Genomic DNA, 19,648 nt, shown 5'->3' with positions numbered 1-19,648 from the left:
TTGATTTAAAATAAAATTTTTGCAGGATCAATTAAATTCATTTCTTGTTATGCAAACACATTTTCAGCGAAAATAACGTCTTCACTATTTTGCGCAGGACAGACTTTATAAAAAATGGCTACGTTTCCTGATTTTGAAATAATCTTCTCAAATTGCAATCCTGCTCTTCTAAAAGCTTTACTGCATCAACAATAGAAGTAATTGCTAAAAAGGTTATTCAAATGAAATTTATAAAAGCTTGATAGGCGATACCAAGTGAAAATACCGTAGCTACTATATGTGCAGTCCATTTGGGCATATTTAATTTCAATACGGTATTGTACAAGATTCCATATACGATACAAATAATTAATATAAATGCAATGAATTGAAGAACTAATAAAAATAGCGGTTGTCCCATTTATTTTCACTTCCTTTGTTTAATATATTAATATAATTTATTTAGAAGTGAAAGTTTTATTTCTATTAATTTCCAAAAATGTGATATGAAAGGAATAGTGGTAATCACAAGAATTACTGCAAAACTATAATGTAACTAAAAGTATTATTACGAGATCAGTAAAGTAGTAAAAAAGGTCGCCATTCAAGGCGACCTTCTTTACTATGCGTTATACCCAAATAATTTTAAATCTTCTCCTGAATCTGAAATGATTTTCTCAAATCGTAATCCTACTTTTTCTAAAAGCTTTCCTGAGGCAATGTTATCTATAGAAGTAATTGCTACAATTCGTTTCATGCCGAGCTTTTGTACACCGTATTCGATTATCGCAGAAGCTGACTCGTAGCCATATCCTTTTGAACGGAATGTTTCTAAAAAGGCAAATCCGATATCAACGTCTTCTAATGAATCTCTTTTAATAAGGCCACACATACCAAGTGGAGTGAGATCTTCTTTTCGTTCTACTAAGTAAAGGCCAAATCCGAGTTTGTTATACATATCGATGGGACCGTTTACAATATAATTTTTTGCATCTTCTAAGTTTCTAACCCCTTTGTCACCGATAAACTGAATCCATGCAGGATCGTTTACTAACTCAAGAATAAAAGAAGCGTCTTTTATATCAAACCAACGAAGATTTAGACGTTCGGTTTCAAGAACTATCAATTATTACACCACCTTTAAAAAGTTATAACAATTAGTATGGATTGTGTAAAACAAAAGTGCAACATATTTTAATGGGGGTGTTTGTTCACATAAAGTTCGTTTGTTTTGTATAGAGAGATATTTTATAATTAGGATTGATTGTAAAGAGTGAGATACTTATACAATGACTCCTAGGTGACTAGGAGTTTTTACTATATAACTATCATTATTACTAAATATGACACACTACACATTCTACTCAAGGAGGTACATAATGAAGAAATTATATAATGCATCGTTTACGTATTTGATTATCGGTTTATTATCAGGGATTTTCGCTAGGGAGTATGGTAAGTATAAAGGGATTTTAGGATCTACTTTGTTAAATCTTTTGCATACACATACACTTGTACTTGGCTTTTTCTTCTTTTTAATTGCTTTAGGATTAGCAAAAGTATTCGCGTTTCATGAAGTGAAAGGGTTTAATAAGTGGTTTGTTTTACATAACATTGCATTAACATTAATGTTAGGTTCGCTAGCAGCGAGAGGGCTTCTTCAGTTAAATGGAGCTGACTTTAAAGGGTTAACTTATATTGTAGGGTTTTCTCATTCGTTGATGGCAGTTACTTTAATTTGGTTTATGTTGTTAGTAAAGAAATCGTTTAAAATGTAGTGAAAAAGAACTTGTAGCGTGTGCTGCAGGTTCTTTTTTGTATGTTTAGGTTTAAAAAACTCATTTTTCTAATTATTTTGTATAAAGATGGTATACTTGTTTTAAATTTAAAAAGGAGAGTTGATTATGGAAATAACAATTGAACATGTAGTAAATGAATTAAAAGGCATACTTCCTGAAGATCGAGTAGTAATAAATATGACAGTACGAGAGTTACATAGTAAAGATGAATCTTACCATGTTAGTAGTTTACCTGATGTAGTTGTTTTTCCAAAAACGACCGAAGAAGTTAGCGCGATAATGAAAATAGCGAGTCAGCACGGAACAGCTGTCGTTCCATTTGGAGTAGGGTCCAGTTTAGAGGGACATGTAATTCCTTACGAAAAAGGAATTACAATGGACTTTTCTCTTATGAACAAAATACTTGAAATAAGAGAAAAGGATTTTCTTGTGAGAGTACAGCCAGGGGTGACGCGCTCTCAACTTAATAAAGAATTGAAAAAGTATGGATTATTTTTTAGTGTAGACCCAGGAGCTGATGCAACGTTAGGAGGAATGGCTGCTACAAATGCGAGCGGAACGACAGCGGTAAAGTATGGGGTAATGCGTGATCAAGTCCGAGATTTAGAAGTCGTTCTTGCTGATGGAGTAGTAATACATACCGGGAATTTAGCGGCAAAGTCATCATCAGGTTATCATTTAAATGGTATTTTCGTAGGCTCAGAAGGAACACTTGGATGTTTCACGGAGTTAACTTTAAAAGTATACGGTATACCAGAACATGTTATGGCTGCGAGGGCATCGTTTCCAACTATAAATGATGCAGTAGAAGCTGTAATTAACATATTACAGGCAGGTATTCCAATCGCGAGAATTGAACTCGTTGATGAATTATCTATGAAACAAGTAAATCATTACAATGAAACAAGTTACAGAGAAGAACCGACACTGTTTTTAGAGTTTCACGGCAATGAAGCAGGGTTAAAGCAAGATATTGAATTTACGAAAGAAATCGTTCTTGATCATAAATGTATAGAAATTGCGTTTGAGATGGAAACAGCAGCGAGAAATAAACTGTGGGATGCAAGACATAACTTAGCGTACTCTTACGTGCATAGTTATCCTGGTAAAAAGCTAATGAGTACAGACGTATGTGTGCCAATTTCGGAATTAGCTGGAGCGATTCAACATGCGAAAGAGGTATTAGATAAAGTAGGGCTTATTGGCGGTATTCTCGGTCATGTTGGGGATGGGAATTTCCATGTACTTTTAATGATTGATACAAATGATAAAGAGGAAGTGAAGAAGGCAGACGAAATAAATGAAAGTATCGTTCAGTATGCTCTTAAACGAGGAGGAACGTGTACAGGAGAACATGGCGTTGGAATCGGAAAACGAAAGTATCAAGAAGAAGAGCATGGGGCAGCATTATTTGTAATGGAGAAAATAAAGAAAGCTCTTGATCCGCAAAATATTTTGAATCCGAATAAGGTGTTTCAATTAAAAGATAGGGGCTGAGTGGATGAAAGTACTAGAAGCGATAAGTAATGTAGCTGGAAAGTATTTTGCATTTTGGACCGGTTGCTGCACTCCCAAGTGTATTAGCGGCAGTATGGCATAACATTGCAGGGCCAATATTAGCAACCATCTGGTCAAAAAATGCAAAGAACACTTTCAGCGATGAAAATGTATCAATAAATATAGAAAAATAGGAATGATAAATAATGCAAAAACGCATTGTACATTTTGAAGGAATGGTTGTATTTTTAGCCACGATTTATATGTATTCGATATATGAGTTTAGTTGGATTATATTTTTTGTATTCCTTTTAGCGCCGGATCTATCAATGTTAGCATATGGGATTAATAATCACGTTGGTGCGAAAATATATAATGTATGTCACACATATATCATATCCATATTAATTGTTCTAATAGGTGTCTATTTTAAGATAGATACCGTTATAATGATTGGCTTAATATGGACAGCACATATTGGAATGGATCGAATGTTTGGATATGGATTGAAATATGAGACGGATTTTAAGGATACTCATATTCAGAGGTTATAAGAAAAAGTATTCATATTTACAGCGGATTTATTAAAATATTGAACGAAATTCAGTGAATGAATTTCGTTCAATTGTTGAGAAATATATATATAGATAGATATAAATAATCGAATTATGTTATTTTTATGATAGTTAAAAGAAGGAGAGTGGATTTGATGAATATACAAATCACTGGCAATGAATTAATTACTAAGATGCTGAATGATTGGTATCGAGATATTAGAGCTCAACGTATAAGTGAAGCAAAAAAATTAAAAGGGGAGATCGATAAAAAGCTTTATATTATCGAATCAGATGTAAAGGTTTTATTTCACTATTATCTGTTAGAATTTCGATATAAAGTGTTAATAGATGGTTTAGGTAATTTGAAAAAAGCTTTTGATAAAATAGATGCATTGCCTAAACCAAATGATGAATATTCTAATTATTATTATTATTTATTCAAAGCCATTCATTATACAATTCTTACTAATTATAGTGAAGCTAGCAACTATTTTGAAAAAGCTGAAGGGTTATTAGAGCATATTTCAGATGAAATTGAATATGCAGAGTTTAATTATAGAGTTGCTATATTAAAATACCACTTGCATTACGCATATTCAGCTATTGAATACGCTTCAAAAGCAAGAGATATCTTTGTTAAACAAGCAGGGTATGAAGTGAACATAGCGCTGTGCGAAAATATATTAGGATTATCTTTTTCGGAATTAAAGCAGCATGATAAAGGTGAGGAATATATTGCGTCAGCAATAAACATTTTACAAAAAAATGATGCTGAAATGTTAGTATTAAGAATCAGACATAATTTAGGTTTATTGTATGCGAGTCAAAATCTTTCAGTTTTAGCAATTAGACACTTATCTGAGGTTTCTAAAAAAATGCCTACTCATTATAAGGCAATCTTTTTAGAGGCAAGAGAATATTATAAATTAGGTGAAATAGAAAAAGCGAAGGAATTAATTGAAAGTGGATTGAAGGTTTGTGAGGAATTAAAAAATGATGAATATAGATATCACTTTTTAATTCTAAAGGGATTTTGTCAGCATTTAGAGGTAGAAAAAATAGAAAAAATTATTCTCGAAGGTTTTTCTTACTTTGAAAGAAAGAATTTATCGGAGTATATTCACGAATATACTGAAAGTCTGGCATTAGAGTTTCATAAAGTAGGTAATATAGAAAAAGCAGAAAAGTATTTTTTTATGAGTTATGAAATAAAAAAGAGAATATTTGAAAAAGAAGCATTGAAATAAAGAAAAAACTTGGATTATCTATAATGGGAATAGCAGCTGGAGTTATGGGGTTTTATGGTAGAAGGTCTTTGTAATAAATTAGCTCAAAGTGGATATGGTGGAACGTTTATAATTATAAAACCTAATGAAAATCCATATGCTGTCTCTGAAGATACAACGATGCCTGCAAAACAAATCTTCTATTGAACGTGGGTAATTAAACAAGTCACAAATTATAATTTGTGACTTGTTTAAGGTTGGATACTAAATGTGTTGCTTTCAATATTGAAAGCAACTTTTAAGTTTGTGATTAATAGTTAACTTAATAAATTTTTGGGTTAAAATAAAAACAAATTTTTAATCAAGTGCCACAAAAAGTACGATAAGGGCGATTCGTCGGTGCAGGTGGAATGCAGTATTCTTCTTGATCTGTAGAATACGCATAAGGGTTTGATAAAGCTTCAAGAAGTTTCTCCATTACGCTATAGTCGTCATTTGTAACAGCTGCTTCTAATGCTTCTTCTACACGGTGGTTCCTCGGGATGATTGATGGGTTATTATTTTTCATCATCTCGTAGGCGTTTTCTTTCGATTGTTCTTGTCTGTCTAATCGAGATTGCCACAGTTTGTACCATTCTTTAAATTCAGGACTTTCAAATAGAGCTGTATTTTCGATAGCATCAAGAGTTAATGAACGGAATGTATTTGTGTAATCCGCTTTATATTTCTCCATCATTTTTAAAAGTTGCTCAATAAGTGAGTGATCTTGTTCTTCGTTGCTAAATAGTCCTAATTTCTTTTTCATTCCAAGGAACCACTGTTTTTCATACTGTACGCTAAATTTCGAAATTTCGTCTTGAGCGATTTTTAATGCTTCTTCTTCATCTTCGTGCAGAATTGGTATTAAAGATTCAGCTAGTCGTGCGAGATCCCATGCGGCCATATATGGTTGATTTCCATATGCATAACGACCTTGTGTGTCAATAGAGCTAAATACAGTTCCTTGGTCGTAATTGTCCATAAATGCACAAGGACCGTAATCAATTGTTTCGCCACTGATCGTTATATTGTCAGTGTTCATTACGCCGTGAATAAATCCAACAAGTTGCCATTTTGCGATAAGACTGGCTTGTCTTTTAATGACTTCTTGTAGTAATGCAGTATATTGGTTTTCATGAGATTCAATTTCTGGGTAATGCCTTTTTATCGTATAGTCAGCTAGTGATTTCAGGTCCTCTATTGAACCACGAGCTGCAGCATATTGAAATGTACCGACGCGAATATGGCTACTAGCTACTCTAGTTAAAATTGCTCCAGGTAACTTTGTTTCACGATAGGTTGGTTCACCGGTTGTGACAACTGCTAAACTGCGGGTAGTTGGAATATCGAGTGCATACATTGCTTCGCTAATAATATATTCACGTAGCATCGGACCGAGTGCAGCACGGCCATCTCCTCGGCGTGAATAGGGAGTAGGGCCAGAACCTTTCAGTTGAATATCGAAACGCTCACCTGAAGGAGTAATTTGTTCGCCAATTAAAAGAGCACGACCGTCGCCTAACATATTAAAATGTCCGAATTGATGGCCAGCATATGCTTGAGCTAATGGATGAGCTCCTTCTGGGAGTGCATTACCAGCGAAAATAGCAATTTCAGCTTCCTTTTTCAGTTCTTCAGGGGTCAAGCCAAGAGATATCGCTAATGAATGGTTTAGTTTAACTAACTCCGGTGAGCTTACGGGAGTAGGGGGGATTTCTGTATAAAATGATTGTGGTAAAGTCGTATAACTATTATCTAAATTCCAACCTGTTTCATTATTTTTAGTCATTGTATCTCCTCCTTTTTGTATTTTAAGTTATGTATTTGTACGTATGTATTCTTTGTAAAGTTAACTAAAAGTATAATATAATATTTCCCCTTGCAATCTATTGTAAGGACTTCATTGCACTATGTCTATTTAACAGCAAATTTAAAACCTCCATTTTAAGAAAATGGAGGTTTTATTATTATTTAATTTTTACAATTATTTTTCCTTTTGCTCTTCCAGACTCTGAATATTCCATTGCTTTTTGCGCATCTTCAAAAGGGAAAACTCGATCGATTACCGGTTTAATTTTTCCGGCTTCAATATAGTTTGCAATAGTACGTAATTGATCCCCGCTTGGCTTCATAAATAAAAATGAATATTGAGCATTATGCTTTTTTTCAAGTGCAGTAAGTTTTTTACTGGCTAATGAAAATAAGAGAGTTTTAAAGAATCCTGAACCAAATTCTTTACCGAAGCGAGCATTCGGCATACCTGAAACGGAAACAATGTTTCCTCCGCTTTTTATAATATTGAATGATTTTTCAAGTGTTGCACCGCCGATTGTATCAAATACCGCATCATAATTTTTTAGTATATCTTCAAATTTTTCTGTTTTGTAATTAATAATTTCATCTGCGCCAAGAGACGTTACTAAATTTGCACCAGCTTCACTAGCAGTCGTTGTAACAGTAGCACCCATTATTTTTGCTAGCTGAATAGCGAAAGTACCAACACCACCGGATCCAGCGTGAATTAAAATCTTTTGTCCTTTTTGTAATTGCATGATGTCATGTAAAGCTTGATAGGAAGTTAAGCCAACGAGTGGAATCGAAGCCGCTTCCTCAAAACTTAGATTTTTTGGTTTTAAAGCAATATCATCTTCATGAATGGCTATATACTCCGCGAAAGTACCAATCTTATTTTTTCTTGGACGAGCATATATTTCATCACCGACTTTAAAACGAGTCACTTTTGATCCAACCTTCGTGATGACACCGGAAAAGTCATTCCCAAGGATTAGAGGCATTTCATATTTCAGTAACATTTTTACTTTTCCGTCGCGTATTTTAAAATCAATTGGGTTAATACTAGCTGCATGAATTTCTGCGAGCACTTCATACTCATTAATTTCAGGAGTAGGTACCTCTGCCATACGCATTGGGACTTTTCCATATCTATCAATTATCATTGCTTTCATTTCTTATACCTCCAAGTTTTAATAAAAGTTTTGCAATAGCTTCTCAATATCTAATACAAGATTTTTTAATAAACCTAATTTTGTACGTATATCAATATAATAAAAATTCTTTGTACCTTCTTTTCTCATTAAAATAATGCCAGCTTCTCGTAAAATCTTAAGGTGATGTGATACTGCTGGACGGGAAAGGTGTGTTTGCTTCGTGATTTCTCCTACACGTAATCCTGTTTGACATTCCGTTTCCATTAGCACTAATAAAATAGCTTGACGCGTTTCATCACCAATTGCCAATAATACTTTTTGAGAATCAATAAAATCTTTCTTTATAATATTTAATTGTTCTTGTTTATTCATTTCAATCACTTTGCCTCCAGGTAATTAGTCGAAAGGTTTAAGATGATGAACCATTACTTCGATACGGTAATGCTACATGATTGTTGTATGAGGTGCAATATTGAGAAAGAAAATCGAGACGAATGAATTTTTTATTGTTGAAAATTATAGGGAGATAGAAAAGGGATTGGAAGGACTACATAACACAATAGATGAGGTTTTAAAAACAAAAAATGATGTAACAATAAAATAAGCGGTCGTAACCTTGTATAATCCATAAGGTTACGACCGCTTATAATGTTTGTATTATTTTTGAATTTTACGATAGAACATGGTTCAACGTAAAGTACGTTCTTTTGTTTTACACTTTCATACAGACACAATTCAGGTGGATTATAGATGTATGAAAAGGTAAAAGGAATTTTGGGGCGTAATCTATCTACATGATAATTCAAAATGAAATATAAGTCTATATTTTAATGTTTTTTTTGATTATATTTATGTCACTGAGCTCAGAACAATGATTTGGAGGGGAAATATATGAAATCGAATTATGTACCAGTTTTAATTGTTGGAGGGGGATTATCTGGGTTAGCGTCTGCGTTATTTCTTGCAAAACATAACATTGAGTACTTACTTATTGAAAGGCATCCGTCTACTGCCATTCATCCGAAAGCAGGCGGTCTTACTTTACGTACAATGGAGTTATTTCGAGAATTAGGCTTGGAAAAAAGAATTAAATTGGCAGGTAAAGCATTAGAGAACTGCCGAGGAAGAATAGCGGTTCATACAATAGCTGAGGCGAATAAAGAAGAATTGGAACAAATGAGAGCGACGCAATACAGAAACGATGAAGAGTTACTTCAAAAAATAGAAAAGATTAGTCCATCAAAACAAACTGCATGTTATCAAATTATTTTAGAAGAGATGATGTTACAAGAAGCGAAAACATTAGGCGGGCAACTATCTTTTTATCATGAATTAGTTTCATTTGAACAAAATGAAAACGGGGTAAAAGCAAAGATTCGAAATCGTGAAACAGAAAAAGAAAGTGTCATACATTGTGACTATGTAATTGCAGCAGATGGAGCGAAAAGTAAAATACGTGAGCAGTTAGGGATTAAAACTGAGGGGCGTGGAACCATTGGTGGCTATTATATGAATATTTATTTTGAAGCAGACTTAAGTGAGTTTATACAAGGAGACGCATTCGGTTTTTCTATGGTACTTCATCCAGAGGTTCTTGGTGCACTGATCCCAGTAGATAACGTAAAAAAATGGATTTACCATGTAGCCTACGATCCATTAAAAGGAGAGGGACCAGAGGATTTCACGATGGAACGTTGTAAACAAATTATTGAAATAGCAATTGGAAGTACAAATGTTGAGTCAGAAATATTAAGTGTTTTACCGTGGGAAGCGGCCGAAAGTACAGCAATGAAATTTCAAGGAAATCGAGTCTTTCTAGTTGGAGATTCAGCACATATTATGCCGCCAACAGGCGGATTTGGTTCAAATACAGGAATACAAGATGCGCATAACTTAGCTTGGAAATTAGCGGCTGTTATAAAAGGGAAGGCAAAACCAAAATTGTTAGAAACATATCATGAAGAGAGACACTCTGTTGCAAAATTAACGACAGCTTATGCAAGTAGTTTACTGTTTCGTGCTGCGAATAGAGAGGAAGGCAGTTTGAATAATATGGATGGTTTAGCTGTTACAGTTGGATATCAGTATTGTTCAGAGGCAATTATAGATGATTCAGTCACTCCGCATAGAATGGATAGCATAGAGTTGAACGGAAGACCTGGAACGCGCGCGCCACATTTATGGGGAACGTATGAAGGGAAGAAAGTTTCTACATTAGACTTATTCGGTAACAGTTTTGTATTACTTACAGGAGTAGAAAATAGTTCTTGGGCTGAGGCAGCACATGCTGTTTCAGCTAAATTAGGAATAAATATAAAAGGGTATCGTGTTGGCTTAAGTGGAGACTTTGTTGTTCCAGAAGATATTTTTAGCAAATTATATGGTATAGAGAATGGAGGTGCTGTATTAATTAGACCAGATGGCTTTATCGGATGGCGTTCGGAAAAAACGGTAGTAAATCCAGATATAGTATTGGAAGAGGTAATGAGAAATTTATTATGTGATTTTTAAGTAACTACAGAAATATTGTTTTATGTGCTTCACTCTACTGAAAAAAATATTCACAAATTTCAATAGGTTTGATATGATTAAATTCGACAAGTTAATAGAGGCCGGAGATATTTGAGAAAAGCCATAAATTTATTTAGGGACACAGGAGTGTAGCCTAAATAATTTATGGCTTTTTTTATTGAATGAACCGTACAAAATAGGGAGTTACATGTGAAAAGGAGGGCTATAGGAATTAAATAGGATAATACTAGTTTTCTATATTAATAATATAGAGAAAGTATATTTGTAAGATTGGAATTTTAATATAGGTTTATAAAAATATTGAAAGTGTGTCTTCTATTTCGTGTAAATCTCATTAGCTTGTTGAAATTTGCAACGTAGGAAGGGTTAGAAGGATGAGAAAGATTATTAGCGTTTTAGTTATTTTCTTTATGACGGGGAGCATCTTTGCTGGGGGAGCTGTTCATGCGAAAGCAGAAGGAAAGCATGAATGGAATACGAATAAGTTTTTAAATATTGCACATCGCGGAGCAAGTGGACATGCACCTGAGCATACTTTTGCTTCTTATGATTTAGTGAAAAAAATGAAAGCGGATTATTTAGAGTTAGACATTCAATTAACAAAGGATGGCCAATTAATTGCAATGCATGATACAGCAGTTGATCGCACTACAAATGGAACAGGCGAAGTACGCGATAAAACGTTAAGTGAAATAAAGAGTTTAGATGCTGGATCATGGTTTAATAAAGCGTATCCAGAAAAGGCTAAGCAAGAGTATGTTGGGCAAAAGGTTCCAACTCTTGAAGAAATCTTCCAAAAGTATGGAAGAAGTATGAAGTATTATATTGAAACAAAATCACCAGATGTGTATCCAGGAATGGAAGAGAAATTGTTGGCGTTGTTACAAAAATATAATTTAGTAGGTCAAAACATGTCTTCTAGCCGTGTTATGATTCAATCATTTAGTAAAGATAGTTTGAAAAAGATTCATAGTATGAATGAAAATATTCCATTAGTTCAATTGCTTTGGTATTATCCAAATGAAAACAATGAAATTGTTGAATGGTCTGGCATTACACAGGAACCGAAAAGTGTAACAAATGATGATTTTCAAGAAATTAAAAAGTATGCAGCTGGTATTGGACCAAACTTACGTAATGATAACGGGGAACTAATTATTGATGAGTCCTATATGAAAATGGCTAGGAAAAATGGACTGTTAATTCACCCTTATACAATTAATGAGAAACCAGATATGAGACTGTTAATCAAATGGGGTGCTACAGGAATGTTTACAAATTATCCGGATCGATTACATAGTGTATTGAAGGGAAAATAAGTGAAAAAGGGTATACCAGTGTTTTAGGTATACCCTTTTTAATCTAACTCCCCGATAAACGTAATCTCTTTTTCATAGCATTCATCTGCATCATAAATAATTTCTTGAAAGTGAAGCGTTTTGAAGGAATGACAAACTGACATTTCCCATGTCTCCCAAAAATCAATTTCATTTGAAAGAAGAATCCATTTTTGAAATTCACTATCTCTATTAAAGAAATTATGAAAGTAGTCCTCATTTTTAAATATAATGATTTGCGAATCCCACAAATTATTTATAGAAATCAAAACAACAACTCGATATGTATGTGTATCGCTCGGTTTCATATTTATTAAATGATTTGCTTGATTTAATAAGGTTTGAATACATAACCGTTTTACTTTTCTAGGTGTTTTACGAGAGTCAATAAAAGCTTGCGAAACTGGCAATAGCATATTCCAATATTCATTGTTATAGAAAGTAGAAGGGAACGTTTTTGTATGTTCCTCAATTCGCTTTATCATAGTGTTTGTTTTTCGGTTCATACCACGTATTTTCTTTTCACGCATTGTGAGTCATCTCCATAAATTTTTGTAATGCAGCAGAGTGATATATATCTTTTCTAGTAATAAAAGTAGTAGGAACTTTTTTGAAGCTATTTGGTAAAGGATTGAATGATATGTCATGTTTATGACCACTTAAAATAGACTTCATCATAATTGCTATGCCCATACCTGATTTTACACATGCGAGAATCGCTTCAATTGTTCCAAACTCTAATACTCGCTTAGGTGAAATTCCTTCTTCTTGAAGCCAATCTTGTAATAAATTTCTATAATAGCACCCATGACTAAATGCAAGTAAATTCATGTCTCCTATGTCTTTAAAGGAAGATAAAGGGTTTTTGCTAATGAGAACTAATTCTTCTTCACGAAATATATTTGTATGAAGTTCAGCATGCTGAGTAGAGCCAGCTATAAACGCTCCGTCCAGTTTTCGTTCTAGTACAAGCCTAATCAATTGTTCCGTCGTATTTGATTCTAAAATCAATTCGACTTTTGAGTATTTCTCATAATAGGCCGTTAATATAGATGGAAGTCTTACAGCGGTTGTAGATTCTGTACATCCAATTTTTAAAGTGCCTCTTGGTTCGATCCCATTACTTTGAACTGCTTTAACAGATTGATCCATTAAGTAGATAATTTGTTTGGCGTATGTTAATAAAATCTCACCGTTAGAAGTTAAAGTTACACCTTTTCCGTTTCGGTAAAATAAAGGCACACCTAATTCGTTTTCTAGTTGTTTCATACGCATTGTTACGCCAGACTGTACATAGTTTAAATTTTTAGCTGCGTGAGATATGTTTTTTTCTTTCGCAACTTCGTAAAATACAGTTAAATCTTTTATATCCAAGTATCATCCCTCCAGAAAAGGTATCATTTTTTTTGATGAATTACATGATAAATCTTTATTTTATATGATATCAGAACTTTCATACAATGGAAGGGGATGGAGGGATTATTGTGTTAATGGAAGAAAGGGTGAATAGTACTTATAAGTGGGTTATGTTAATTTTTGCGACGGTTGCTCAAACAACAGCGACACTTATAACGTATGGTGTTGGAGCGTTTGCTTTATTTTGGAAAGAAGAATATGCACTTACGAATACGGAGATTGGATTGTTAGTAAGTGTTGTAAATATAGGACCGCTATTTTGTATGCTTTTTGTCGGGCGGCTACTTGATCAATACAATGAAAAGTTGTTAATTTCGATAAGTTCATTTTTACTAGGAGGTTCGTTTTTACTGACTAATATGGTCAATGGATTTAATGGGTTACTCTTTGTACTTTTATTAGTAGGAACGTTTTATAGTGTTTCGCAGCCAGGAGGAAGTAAGGTGATAATGAAGTGGTTCTCAAAAGAAAATCGCGGGTTAGCGATGGGGATTAGACAAGCCGGTATACCGATTGGTGGTACATTAGCGGGAGTATTGATCCCGTTTCTTACAATAAAATATAATATGGCCTATGCGGTAAATAGCATTGCATGCATTTGTATAATTGGAGGGTTTTTATTTTTTATATTTTATAAGGAACCATATATTCAAGAGAAAGTTAAACAAGAACGTAGTAAACTTTCTTTTTGGATGCAGTTAAAAGAAGTGATGTGTAAAAAAGAGTTGTATGCAATTTATATAACTGGCATTTGTATGATTTCATTGCAAATGGTGTTAGTTGCACACTTTATAAAATTTTTAGTATTGGAACAATCAATCACGCCAATTTTAGCTGGAAAAGTATTTTCCGTTATGTTCTTTTCTGGAATGGTTGGTAGGGTTATATTAGCAGCTACTAGTGATTTATTTTATAAGGGGAATAGGCGTACCCCCTTATTTATAACTGTTTGTATTTCTATTTTCTTCATTCTAATATTAGTAATGAGCATACATACAATAACGAATGTATTGTATGGCGTAAGTGCATTGTTAGGGTTCTTTTCAATTGGATGGTTTAGTCTTTTTATAACTGAAGTTGCGGAATCAGCAAGTGAAGAATCGGTAGGGATGACAGTGAGTTTTGCACTTACATTAAATCAAATTGCTATTATTGTTGCGCCTGCTTTATTTGGTTATATTGTAGATAAGAAGGGATATACGTACGCGTGGTTATGCATAGTTGTATTACTAACTATTTCAGCGGTTAGCTTATATAGGAAGTATAGAAAATGAAGGAATGTTAGCAATGTAAATTTTTTATGAAGAAAGTCTAAAGAAATGTTGAATGAGCGACATTTCTTTTTTATTTGTTGTATAATCAAAATGTAAATGAGATTCGTTTTCAATTTCGTTCATTACCTCTTTTGAAATTACCTGTAATTTTAGCCATAATTAGCTGTTTTTCTTTATCGTTATTTGCATGATTTATTTTATTTAAAAATTTTTCAGCATCATTTCCTTTTAATACCATAATCTGTTTTCCGTAATATTCAATTAATACCATGTTGTTTTTTATTATCCGATAATGAAACATTTTATCATCTAAACGATTGCGTTTATCGGTATTTTTCATATTACATCTCCATTCTTTTTAGTATGTAACAAATGTTACAAAAGAATTTGAAATTATAGTTTAATGCATCCGATTGTATGTTGGAAATTTTGCAAGAAAGAAATACAATAGAGAGTAGTCAAAATTGAAAATGAGAAAAAGGAATCTAGTTTTAACAGAGTGAATATTAAATAATATTATAATATACTTGATAATTAAAAGATATAAAATAGAATGGATGTACGTTAAGTGAAACTAGATAAAAGAGGGTTCCTAGTATGTTAAAGAAATGGTTAATCGTTTTCTTTATTTTTGCTGTTTTTTGTGGAAGTGTTGTTACACTAATACATGCAAATAAAGGAAAAAAATATGATACAAAGGCATTTTCTAATGTAAATAGTAAGCAAAAAGATGTTAAGCAGGAAGTTGATGCGAATGAGAAAAAGCGTTATGAAATTGCAGCTGGAAAACTAGATCAGTACTTAAAAGATAAAGGATTTAATGGGAGTGTTCTTGTAGCAAGTAAAGATCATGTCATTTTACGAAAAGGCTACGGTTATGCGAATGTGAAAGATCAAGTATTAACAACGCCAAGAACGAAATATCGCATTGGGTCTATTACGAAAACAGTTGTTGCAATATCTATTATGCAACTAAAAGAAAAAGGGAAGTTGAACATTGAAGACAATGTAAATAAATATATCCCATCGTTTCCAGCAGATAAAAATATTACGTTACGAAACTTGTTAACACATACGTCTGGATTACCAGAACAGGGACAAGGTAGTGTTGACGCAGCATCACGGTTAAAATTAGTAACGTGGATTGGGGCACAAACGTTACAATTTCCAGCAGGGACAGGATGGAAATATACAGATTATAATTATATGGTGCTTGCATATATTGTAGAAAAAATATCGAATAAACCACTTGCTGAATATGTGAAAGAAAATATTTTGACTCCCGTTGAAATGAATGAATCTGGAATGGGCGCAACACTTCCAGAAGATATTTTCTTAGCAGAAGGGTATACGAAAAAAGATAATAAGTTAATAGCCACGCCGCGCTTAAAAATGAACTGGCTGTATGGTTGTGGTGAAATGTATACGACTGTTGAAGATATGAAAAAATTAGATGAAGCTATTATGGATGGTAAACTACTTTCTAAACAAAGTGTATCAGATATGTTTTCTGCATCACCTGCAAGAAAATATGGATTTAGTTTCTATATTTACCCAGATTATTATCATAACCACGGTGTATTAGCTGGCTGGAACACTTTTAATAATTTTAACTGGGATAAACGAACGTTTGTCATATTATTTTCTAACGTCCAAAATGGTATGAATGACGCATTTAATCAAGAATTTAGGAAAATGGCGAATGATTTAATAGAAGGAAAGTAATTATAAAAAAATCGGTATTGATATGTAATTATCAATACCGATTTTTTTATTTTGTAAAGTTTTACTTACTGAATAAAGTGAAACTTTAATCAGCAGGGCCCCACCTAACTTCTTTGCTTTCGCTGAATTTTGAGGTGGGGGTCTTACTGCCCACAAATGGCGGGATAAATAGATAAAAAAGGTGATTGGCATTTGAATAAATCTAAATAGGTAGTTAAATGATAAGTAATGCAAAGAACAATTGGTAATTTTTACATTGATAAAAAAGCTTGAGCTTCACACTATGTGAAGCTTTACAGTATTGGAGACAAGAACAGGAGGTTGGAAAAATGAAAAAAGCAATAAAGTTTTGTTTAATAGCTACATTATCTACAACGATTATTAGTGGATGCTCTTTTGAGGGTAACAATGAAAATGTTAAAGGGAAAGAAGGAGAAAAAGTAGAGGTACAGAAAAATGCTGGGAAATATACGATGCCAGATGAAAAAGATAAACATGAAGGTACATGGCTGCAATGGCCACATGAATACACATATGGTGAAGAGTATAAGCAGGAAGTTGAACCTATTTGGGTTAAGATGGCAAGTGCTTTAACTGAGGGTGAGAAAGTTCACATTGTTGCATATGACCAGGAAGAAAAGGAGAGAATCAATAAGCTTTTAACAGATGAAGGGTTAAATATGGAGAAGATTGATTTCTTTATCGCGCCTACTGATGATGTATGGGCAAGGGATAGTGGACCAATTTTTGTTTATGACAGCAACAAAAATCTCAAAATATTAGATCCAGCATTTAATGGTTGGGGGAAGAAGACACCTTATAAAAATGATGCTCAAATACGTAAGAATGTTAGTAAACAATCAGGAATTGAAAGAATTGATTGGGGGAAATTTGTCCTTGAAGGCGGCGCAATTGAATTAGACAGCAATGGGACTGCTTTATTAACTCGAAGTGCGGTAACGAATAAAAATAGAAATCCTGATTTATCAGAAAAGGAAATTGAAAAATATATAAGTGACCTTGGGGTATCAAACTTTATTTGGTTAGACGGAGTACCTAATTTAGATATTACGGACTTTCATATTGATGGATTTGCTAAATTCCATAATAAATCTACCATTGTAACGATGAAAGAAGATGACCTAGCTGAATGGGGTTTATCTAATAAAGATATGGATACATTGTTAGATGCCAAAAATGCTTCAGGACAGAAATATAAGTATGAATACTTGCCGCTTAGTAAAGAAAAGGTTGCTTTAGAGAATGGAAAAACTCTCGATTATAAGGGATCGTATATCAATTATTATATTGGGAATACAGTTGTATTAGTGCCTAATTATAATGATCCGAATGATAAAATCGCAAACGATACGATTCAGAAGTTATACCCAGATCGTAAAGTAGTCGGTATTGATGTGAGGGAGTTGTATAAAAACGGCGGTATGATACATTGTGTGACACAACAACAACCAATTGCATTGAAGTAATTAATTGTAATTTCGTTGTGCTGCTATATAGACAAAATAGGTGGAATCTTATTACCTATTTTGTCATTCCTTATTATTTATAAAAATAAATTTAAATATAATGATGAATGAATTGTAGTGTATATTCGCTTTTCGTTTTATATGGTAAAGGAGAAAAATGTTTGTGTTAAAGAATTTTAAAATAGTGTTTTCGTATTTCCCTATCGTTTTACAGTACATTTTAAATGTAGCTTTAATTTGCTTAGGGGTTGTTCTAAGTGTGTTTCTTATGAAAGAAGTCATTCAGTTTATACAAGAACTGAAATTGGATGGTAATGAATCTAGTTATCATTTAATTGATAGTATCGTCGTATTCTTTTTGTACTTTGAATTCATCGTAATGATTATAAAGTATTTTCAAATGAATTTTCATTTTCCATTACGATATTTTATATATATAGGTATAACAGCTATTGTGCGTCTCATCATTATAGATCACGATAGTCCGTTAGATTTATTGTTATATGCCTGTGCAATCTTTGTATTAATTAGTGCATTGTTCATTGCGAATTCTAAAATGATGCGTCGGGATTTAGAATAGTAAACATTTGTTGTTGAATTAAATAAGATATTTTATCTTTTTGCAAAAAAGGAGTAACGGTATTGAAAGAAATAATCTTAACCAGCCTCATAATGATAGGGTTTATGATTCTATTATTTAATTGTATACTTTCATGATTTAAAAGAATAAAAGGTTAATAGAGAAAGAGGTTTTTGTAAATATGGTTCATTACAATAATCAAAATAGTTTACATCAAATATTTACATTAAAAGGGACAATTATAAGAGATATTTTCCCACAAATCGTATTATATACGTGTATTTCAACGATAGTAGCTGTGATTAATTATTACTATACAGAAATAAATATAAATCAGACTCCTTGGGTAATCGTCGGAGGAGCTTTAGGATTACTATTAGTGTTTCGTACGAATACTGCCTATGATCGGTACTGGGAAGGTAGAAAGCTGTTTGGCGCGATTGGTGCTTGTACTAGAAATTTAGCAATTAGTTTTTTGTGTCATTGGGATTCTAAAGGGAAGAGTATGGAGCAGGAAAAAATAAAATTTTTACATCTATTAATTGCATTTCCAAAGTTAGCGAAAGGACACTTGAGAGAGGAAAAAGATTTATCTGAAGTGAAATCATTGCTCGCTGTCTGTTCTGAGAAGGAAAAAGCACTTTTGGTTGAGTCCAATCATTTACCGATTAGTATAGTTTTTATGTTGAAAACTATACTATCAAAAGGTTTGAAAACGGGGCAAATTCATCCAAATGCGATAATTAGTATGGAAATAGATTTGAATACGTTACTTACATCTGTGGGTGGATGTGATCGTATCAAAACAACACCTATTCCTTTTGCATATTTTGCTCATATAAAAATTTTATTGATTATATTTTGTGCGACTTTACCGATTGGTCTTGTTGATAGTCTCGGATGGTTTACAGTACTTGCGACTACGTTTATAAGTTTTGCATTCATAGGTATTGAAGCAATAGGGGTTGAAATTGAAGATCCCTTTGGTCAGGATCCAAATGATCTTCCGCTAGAAGGAATTTGTATAGGAGTAGAAGCGCATTTAGTGAATTTATATAATCAAAACGATCTATTAGAAGTAATGGGTTTGAATCTTGATACAAAAATCATTTAATCATTTATTGTTGTTTTAAAATAGGTTATTTAAAAAACTTGTCAAGAGTCAATTTAAGGCTTAACGTCAGCTTTATATTTTTTATATAAATATATAATATTTCTCCATACTATAATCCATTCATGAAATATACGCGGT

General features: G+C 33.0%; 21 protein-coding genes and 1 pseudogene. 14 read left to right on the top strand and 8 right to left on the bottom strand.

The window, feature by feature from the left end:
• Window positions 1-217: 217 nt before the first annotated feature.
• Together ACTFR3_RS05055 and ACTFR3_RS05050 are read right to left on the bottom strand one after the other, a co-directional pair.
• Window positions 218-400: a hypothetical protein gene (locus ACTFR3_RS05055; RefSeq protein ID WP_000531430.1), complete on the bottom strand. Its 183-nt coding sequence runs from the start codon at window positions 398-400 to the stop codon at window positions 218-220.
• 201 nt (window positions 401-601) lie between these two features.
• Window positions 602-1,105, bottom strand: coding sequence for a GNAT family N-acetyltransferase (locus ACTFR3_RS05050; protein WP_000636213.1), 504 nt, complete (start codon window positions 1,103-1,105; stop codon window positions 602-604).
• A 253-nt stretch (window positions 1,106-1,358) separates the two neighbouring features.
• On the opposite strand from ACTFR3_RS05050, the gene ACTFR3_RS05045 reads away from it, so the two are divergent.
• From ACTFR3_RS05045 to ACTFR3_RS05020, 6 genes and pseudogenes are all read left to right on the top strand, one after another.
• Window positions 1,359-1,757, top strand: a complete 399-nt coding sequence (locus ACTFR3_RS05045; protein ID WP_000737893.1) for a DUF2871 family protein — start codon at window positions 1,359-1,361, stop codon at window positions 1,755-1,757.
• Between the two features lie 126 nt (window positions 1,758-1,883).
• Window positions 1,884-3,275, top strand: coding sequence for an FAD-binding oxidoreductase (locus ACTFR3_RS05040; RefSeq protein WP_000406584.1), 1,392 nt, complete (start codon window positions 1,884-1,886; stop codon window positions 3,273-3,275).
• 50 nt (window positions 3,276-3,325) lie between these two features.
• Window positions 3,326-3,469 (top strand): annotated as a pseudogene (locus ACTFR3_RS05035) (bile acid:sodium symporter family protein); the annotation flags it as partial.
• Between the two features lie 12 nt (window positions 3,470-3,481).
• On the top strand, window positions 3,482-3,829 hold the full coding sequence (locus ACTFR3_RS05030; protein ID WP_001172063.1) for a DUF4260 domain-containing protein: 348 nt from the start codon (window positions 3,482-3,484) through the stop codon (window positions 3,827-3,829).
• Between the two features lie 155 nt (window positions 3,830-3,984).
• Window positions 3,985-5,079, top strand: coding sequence for a histidine kinase (locus tag ACTFR3_RS05025; protein WP_048519228.1), 1,095 nt, complete (start codon window positions 3,985-3,987; stop codon window positions 5,077-5,079).
• A gap of 54 nt (window positions 5,080-5,133) precedes the next feature.
• Entirely contained in the window at window positions 5,134-5,265 is a 132-nt protein-coding gene (locus tag ACTFR3_RS05020) for a hypothetical protein (RefSeq protein ID WP_000229167.1), read from the top strand.
• Window positions 5,266-5,419: 154 nt separating this feature from the next.
• Here the strand turns inward: ACTFR3_RS05020 and ACTFR3_RS05015 are convergent, their stop codons facing one another.
• The 3 genes from ACTFR3_RS05015 to ACTFR3_RS05005 form a co-directional block, all read right to left on the bottom strand.
• Window positions 5,420-6,886 carry a protein adenylyltransferase SelO gene (locus ACTFR3_RS05015; protein ID WP_000164915.1) on the bottom strand — a complete coding sequence of 489 codons (1,467 nt, stop codon included), beginning with the start codon at window positions 6,884-6,886 and terminating at the stop codon, window positions 5,420-5,422.
• A gap of 178 nt (window positions 6,887-7,064) precedes the next feature.
• A complete protein-coding gene (locus tag ACTFR3_RS05010; protein WP_000646442.1) occupies window positions 7,065-8,063 on the bottom strand; it encodes an NADP-dependent oxidoreductase in 999 nt (332 codons plus the stop codon).
• A gap of 18 nt (window positions 8,064-8,081) precedes the next feature.
• Complete coding sequence (locus tag ACTFR3_RS05005) at window positions 8,082-8,426, bottom strand: ArsR/SmtB family transcription factor (protein ID WP_000571870.1); 345 nt, start codon at window positions 8,424-8,426, stop codon at window positions 8,082-8,084.
• A 91-nt stretch (window positions 8,427-8,517) separates the two neighbouring features.
• Between ACTFR3_RS05005 and ACTFR3_RS05000 the strand changes: the two genes are divergently transcribed.
• The 3 genes from ACTFR3_RS05000 to ACTFR3_RS04990 all read left to right on the top strand — a co-directional run bounded on the left by ACTFR3_RS05000 (window position 8,518) and on the right by ACTFR3_RS04990 (window position 11,896).
• Window positions 8,518-8,649, top strand: coding sequence for a hypothetical protein (locus ACTFR3_RS05000; protein ID WP_001227549.1), 132 nt, complete (start codon window positions 8,518-8,520; stop codon window positions 8,647-8,649).
• A gap of 287 nt (window positions 8,650-8,936) precedes the next feature.
• Entirely contained in the window at window positions 8,937-10,556 is a 1,620-nt protein-coding gene (locus ACTFR3_RS04995) for an FAD-dependent oxidoreductase (RefSeq protein WP_098214410.1), read from the top strand.
• A gap of 395 nt (window positions 10,557-10,951) precedes the next feature.
• Window positions 10,952-11,896 carry a glycerophosphodiester phosphodiesterase gene (locus tag ACTFR3_RS04990; protein ID WP_001226343.1) on the top strand — a complete coding sequence of 315 codons (945 nt, stop codon included), beginning with the start codon at window positions 10,952-10,954 and terminating at the stop codon, window positions 11,894-11,896.
• A gap of 38 nt (window positions 11,897-11,934) precedes the next feature.
• Here the strand turns inward: ACTFR3_RS04990 and ACTFR3_RS04985 are convergent, their stop codons facing one another.
• Both ACTFR3_RS04985 and ACTFR3_RS04980 read right to left on the bottom strand, forming a co-directional pair.
• A complete protein-coding gene (locus ACTFR3_RS04985) occupies window positions 11,935-12,444 on the bottom strand; it encodes a DUF3916 domain-containing protein (protein WP_001208351.1) in 510 nt (169 codons plus the stop codon).
• A complete protein-coding gene (locus ACTFR3_RS04980; RefSeq protein ID WP_440044218.1) occupies window positions 12,437-13,288 on the bottom strand; it encodes a LysR family transcriptional regulator in 852 nt (283 codons plus the stop codon). The genes ACTFR3_RS04985 and ACTFR3_RS04980 overlap by 8 nt, the downstream gene beginning before the upstream one ends.
• 86 nt (window positions 13,289-13,374) lie before the next feature.
• Here ACTFR3_RS04980 and ACTFR3_RS04975 point away from each other — a divergent pair, with 86 nt between their 5' ends.
• Window positions 13,375-14,604 carry an MFS transporter gene (locus ACTFR3_RS04975; RefSeq protein ID WP_002195716.1) on the top strand — a complete coding sequence of 410 codons (1,230 nt, stop codon included), beginning with the start codon at window positions 13,375-13,377 and terminating at the stop codon, window positions 14,602-14,604.
• A 109-nt stretch (window positions 14,605-14,713) separates the two neighbouring features.
• Here the strand turns inward: ACTFR3_RS04975 and ACTFR3_RS04970 are convergent, their stop codons facing one another.
• Window positions 14,714-14,944, bottom strand: a complete 231-nt coding sequence (locus ACTFR3_RS04970) for a hypothetical protein (protein WP_000798786.1) — start codon at window positions 14,942-14,944, stop codon at window positions 14,714-14,716.
• A 257-nt stretch (window positions 14,945-15,201) separates the two neighbouring features.
• Between ACTFR3_RS04970 and ACTFR3_RS04965 the strand changes: the two genes are divergently transcribed.
• The 4 genes from ACTFR3_RS04965 (at window position 15,202) to ACTFR3_RS04950 (ending at window position 19,510) form a co-directional block, all read left to right on the top strand.
• The gene (locus tag ACTFR3_RS04965) at window positions 15,202-16,329 is read left to right on the top strand and encodes a serine hydrolase domain-containing protein (protein ID WP_000915203.1); all 1,128 of its coding nucleotides are present in this window, start codon (window positions 15,202-15,204) and stop codon (window positions 16,327-16,329) included.
• A 329-nt stretch (window positions 16,330-16,658) separates the two neighbouring features.
• Window positions 16,659-17,816 (top strand): agmatine deiminase family protein, encoded by a 1,158-nt coding sequence (locus ACTFR3_RS04960; protein ID WP_016080772.1) that lies wholly within the window; start codon window positions 16,659-16,661, stop codon window positions 17,814-17,816.
• A gap of 163 nt (window positions 17,817-17,979) precedes the next feature.
• Window positions 17,980-18,396 carry a phosphate-starvation-inducible protein PsiE gene (psiE, locus tag ACTFR3_RS04955; RefSeq protein WP_000916570.1) on the top strand — a complete coding sequence of 139 codons (417 nt, stop codon included), beginning with the start codon at window positions 17,980-17,982 and terminating at the stop codon, window positions 18,394-18,396.
• Between the two features lie 181 nt (window positions 18,397-18,577).
• Entirely contained in the window at window positions 18,578-19,510 is a 933-nt protein-coding gene (locus ACTFR3_RS04950) for a bestrophin family protein (RefSeq protein WP_440044217.1), read from the top strand.
• Window positions 19,511-19,648: the final 138 nt, after the last annotated feature.

The organism is Bacillus cereus group sp. MYBK14-1, from assembly GCF_051916885.1.
GTDB classification, from domain to species: Bacteria; Bacillota; Bacilli; order Bacillales; family Bacillaceae_G; genus Bacillus_A; species Bacillus_A cereus.
The sequence above is the reverse complement of the archived record's forward strand: the minus strand, read 5'-3'. Positions and strand labels throughout refer to the sequence as shown.

Coding starts and splice junctions, on each gene's coding strand:
- ACTFR3_RS05055 (WP_000531430.1), bottom strand. CDS start 400: ATGGGACAACCGCTATTTTTATTAGTTCTTCAATTCATTGCATTTATA.
- ACTFR3_RS05045 (WP_000737893.1), top strand. CDS start 1,359: ATGAAGAAATTATATAATGCATCGTTTACGTATTTGATTATCGGTTTA.
- ACTFR3_RS05040 (WP_000406584.1), top strand. CDS start 1,884: ATGGAAATAACAATTGAACATGTAGTAAATGAATTAAAAGGCATACTT.
- ACTFR3_RS05030 (WP_001172063.1), top strand. CDS start 3,482: ATGCAAAAACGCATTGTACATTTTGAAGGAATGGTTGTATTTTTAGCC.
- ACTFR3_RS05025 (WP_048519228.1), top strand. CDS start 3,985: ATGAATATACAAATCACTGGCAATGAATTAATTACTAAGATGCTGAAT.
- ACTFR3_RS05020 (WP_000229167.1), top strand. CDS start 5,134: ATGGTAGAAGGTCTTTGTAATAAATTAGCTCAAAGTGGATATGGTGGA.
- ACTFR3_RS05015 (WP_000164915.1), bottom strand. CDS start 6,886: ATGACTAAAAATAATGAAACAGGTTGGAATTTAGATAATAGTTATACG.
- ACTFR3_RS05010 (WP_000646442.1), bottom strand. CDS start 8,063: ATGAAAGCAATGATAATTGATAGATATGGAAAAGTCCCAATGCGTATG.
- ACTFR3_RS04995 (WP_098214410.1), top strand. CDS start 8,937: ATGAAATCGAATTATGTACCAGTTTTAATTGTTGGAGGGGGATTATCT.
- ACTFR3_RS04990 (WP_001226343.1), top strand. CDS start 10,952: ATGAGAAAGATTATTAGCGTTTTAGTTATTTTCTTTATGACGGGGAGC.
- ACTFR3_RS04985 (WP_001208351.1), bottom strand. CDS start 12,444: ATGCGTGAAAAGAAAATACGTGGTATGAACCGAAAAACAAACACTATG.
- ACTFR3_RS04975 (WP_002195716.1), top strand. CDS start 13,375: ATGGAAGGGGATGGAGGGATTATTGTGTTAATGGAAGAAAGGGTGAAT.
- ACTFR3_RS04970 (WP_000798786.1), bottom strand. CDS start 14,944: ATGAAAAATACCGATAAACGCAATCGTTTAGATGATAAAATGTTTCAT.
- ACTFR3_RS04965 (WP_000915203.1), top strand. CDS start 15,202: ATGTTAAAGAAATGGTTAATCGTTTTCTTTATTTTTGCTGTTTTTTGT.
- ACTFR3_RS04960 (WP_016080772.1), top strand. CDS start 16,659: ATGAAAAAAGCAATAAAGTTTTGTTTAATAGCTACATTATCTACAACG.
- ACTFR3_RS04950 (WP_440044217.1), top strand. CDS start 18,578: ATGGTTCATTACAATAATCAAAATAGTTTACATCAAATATTTACATTA.